The 3,384-nt window shown below is 66.0% G+C and carries 2 protein-coding genes and 2 tRNA genes; all 4 read left to right on the plus strand.

Annotated elements, in window-relative coordinates; all coding sequences use genetic code 11:
* Positions 1-299: 299 nt before the first annotated feature.
* Positions 300-1,337, plus strand: coding sequence for a CE1 family esterase (locus M5J20_RS11260; RefSeq protein ID WP_253579616.1), 1,038 nt, complete (start codon positions 300-302; stop codon positions 1,335-1,337).
* 26 nt (positions 1,338-1,363) lie between these two features.
* Entirely contained in the window at positions 1,364-2,860 is a 1,497-nt protein-coding gene (gene gltX / locus M5J20_RS11265; protein WP_437177651.1) for a glutamate--tRNA ligase, read from the plus strand.
* Positions 2,861-3,023: 163 nt separating this feature from the next.
* Positions 3,024-3,095: transfer RNA gene (locus tag M5J20_RS11270), tRNA-Gln, on the plus strand.
* A 36-nt stretch (positions 3,096-3,131) separates the two neighbouring features.
* Positions 3,132-3,204: transfer RNA gene (locus tag M5J20_RS11275), tRNA-Glu, on the plus strand.
* Positions 3,205-3,384: the final 180 nt, after the last annotated feature.

Genomic DNA, 3,384 nt, shown 5'->3' on the forward strand with positions numbered 1-3,384 from the left:
GCATACACCCCCTCACCCGCTTCAACCCTGGCCAGCGCAGCCTGGCGCACATGCATAGGCGTCGAACGTCGACCCACAACAACCTCCCGGTCAGGTGGCGCATTCACCACATGACACCGCCCGCGAAAATCGGCCACTATGGGGGCCTGCCTATGGGGGTACAGCGCGGCGGGTTCGGCGCTCAACGACGGGGAGCGGGTCCGCGGGATTGTGGGCCGCCACAGCTGGGGCTAATGTGACTGAAGTTACTGATGGGAATTCACTGGGAGGGCGCCGTGAAGGCACGAGGAGCGGCGGGCGTGCGTCGCAAGGCAGCAACGACGTTCATAGGCATCGCCGCGGCGCTGAGCGTGGCGGCCACGGCGGCCGCGGAAGCCGTGCCGGCCCCGGCGCACACCTTCAGCGGTAGCCAGCTCGCCCAGGGCCAAGCCAACTGGGATGAGTTCGTGCGCATGGCCACCGGCTACGCCGCGGGCGCCGCGGGAACCACCCAGGGCACCGTCCAAGGCCCGGGCGGCTCGTCGCTGCCGGACCTGCAGCAGCTCTCCAGCGCGCTGTCCGGTATCGGCCCCGCGGCTCAGGCGGGTGGCGGGTCGAACCTTATCGGCCAGATCAACGGGCGTGAGTATCTGCTGTGGGTGCCGGCGTCGTATAGCCCGGCCCGGCCGACGCCGCTCGTGGTGGCGTACTCGGCACTGAACAACCCCGCGGAGGCGTTCCGCGAGTACTCCAAACTGCGCGAGTCCGGGATGGGCCGGGAGGCGCTGATCGTGTACCCGCGCGCGATTGGCATGAGCTGGGAGGGCATGCCGACGGCGAAGACGGGGCCGGGCGAGGACATCGGCTTTGTCCGCGCGATCACCGCGCAGCTGCAGCGGGAGTACAACGTGGATCGCAGCCGGATCTACGCGACGGGCATGTCGCAGGGCGGCGGCATGGCCGCGATCTCGGCGTGTCACATGTCGGATATCTTCGCCGGCGTAGCTGCCGTGTCGGGCGCGTTCTACGCGCCGGTGAACATGAACTGCGCCAACACCCCGGTGGCGTTCATGGATATCCACGGCATGGCGGACACGGTGACGCCGTATTACGGCGGGGAGCGGTGGGGCGCACCGATTTTGTCGGTGCAGACGATGTTCGTCTCCTATGAGCGTCGGAACGCGTGCGCGGGCGGCGTGGACCGGCACCCCGCAGGACCGAACGCAACGCGCATTACCGCGCGCGGCTGCCGGAAGCCTGTCGAGGTGATCCAGGTGCACGGCGGCGGGCACGTGTGGTTCAACGTGCCGTCGGCGGCGGACGAGGTGTGGGGTTTCCTGGCTCGGCAGCGGAAGTAGCAAAAGCGCGCGCTACCATGGTGCGCATGACTGAAGCTGGAAAGATCCGCGTCCGTTTCTGCCCGTCGCCGACCGGTACGCCGCACGTCGGCATGGTGCGCACCGCGCTGTTCAACTGGGCGCAGGCGCGCCACAGCGGCGGCGATTTCGTGTTCCGCATCGAGGACACCGACGCTGCCCGCGACTCGGAGGAGTCCTACCAGGCCATCATCGATTCGCTCGAATGGCTGGGCATGTCGTGGGATGAGGGCGTGGTCACCGGCGGGCCGCATGAGCCGTACCGCCAGTCGCAGCGCATGGACATCTACAAGGACGTGCTGCAGAAGCTTATCGACGCTGGCGAGGTGTACCCCGCGTACTCCACCAACGAAGAGGTCATCGAGCGCCACAAGGCCGCCGGCCGCGACCCGCAGCTGGGCTACGACAACTTTGACCGCGACCTTACCGAGGAGCAGATCGCCGCGTACGAGGCCGAGGGCCGCAAGCCGGTGTGGCGCCTGCGCATGCCGGAGCAGGACTGGACCTGGAACGACCTGGTGCGCGGCGAGGTGACGTTCAAGGCGGAGACGCAGCCGGACTACGTCGTCGCCCGTTCCAACGGTGCGCCCCTGTACACGCTGGTCAACCCTGTCGACGACGCGCTGATGCAGATCACCCACGTGCTGCGCGGCGAGGACCTGCTCGCCTCCACCCCGCGACAGATGGCGCTGTACGAGGCGCTGAAGCGCATCGGCATCACCGACTTCACGCCGGAGTTCGGCCACCTGCCGTTCGTGATGGGCCAGGGCAACAAGAAGCTGTCCAAGCGCGACCCGGAGTCGAACCTGTTCAACCACCGCGACAACGGCATCATCCCGGAAGGCATGATCAACTACCTCGCGCTTTTGGGCTGGTCGCTCTCCGCCGACCAGGACATTTTCAGCGTCGAGGAGTTCATTCAGGCCTTCGACGTGTCCGACGTGCTGGGCAACCCGGCCCGCTTCGACCAGAAGAAGCTCGAGGCGATCAACGCGGACCACATCCGCCTGCTGGATCTCGAGGACTTCACCCAGCGCCTGCGCGCCTACCTCACCGAGTACACGGACTTCCCGTCCGACTACCCGGCGGACAAGTTCGCTGTCGCCGCGGAGCTTGTGCAGACGCGCATCAAGGTGCTTTCCGACGCTTACGGGCTGCTCAAGTTCCTCGTCACCAGCGACGAGGATCTGGTGCTCGACGAGAAGGCCGCCAAGAAGAACCTCAAGGAGGCTGCGATCGAGCCGCTCGACGCCGGCATCGCCGCCCTCGAATCCCTCGGCGAGGGGGAGTGGACCACGCCGCACATCGAGGCCGCGCTGAACAAGGCGCTAATCGACGATCTCGGCCTCAAACCCCGCGTCGCTTTCGGCGCGCTGCGCGTCGGCGTGTCCGGCGAGGCCGTGTCCCCGCCCCTGTTCGAATCCATGGAGCTGCTCGGCCGCGAGTCCACCCTGACCCGCTTGCGCGCCGCCCGCGCCGTGACCCCGTACGCGGCGGAGGCGTAAAGCTCACACTGCTGTGATTCCCGGCCGCAATGGGCCGGGAATCGGCGCCCCGATTCCCGCTGTGAGCTGCCGATTTGGTGGCTGGCAACGGGCGTGGTTATAGTAATCCACGTTGTTCAGCACGGACACGGGCAGAAAAGCCCAGGTAAGCGCTGGAAAACGATGGCCTATGGTGTAATTGGCAACACTACGGTTTCTGGTACCGTCATTCTTGGTTCGAGTCCAGGTAGGCCAGCGGCAAAGCTCCGCCACGGAGGTTTGCAGTCCTAATGCCCCGTTCGTCTAGCGGCCTAGGACGTCGGCCTCTCACGCCGGTAACACGGGTTCAAATCCCGTACGGGGTACTCTTCATAGAAAAGCTCTCGGCTTCCCGCCGGGGGCTTTTTCGCTTGCCGACGGTTCTTAAGTTCTAGTGGTCGTTGCAACACTGATCTGAAGGGTTGGTGTTGGTGATGACGGTGTCACGGTGGGATCCACCGGTTGAGGAGATCACTCGGTTCCACCAGTTGGTGGTGGGTGATGGT

Source organism: Corynebacterium stercoris (assembly GCF_024160105.1).
Taxonomy (GTDB): Bacteria; Actinomycetota; Actinomycetes; order Mycobacteriales; family Mycobacteriaceae; genus Corynebacterium; species Corynebacterium stercoris.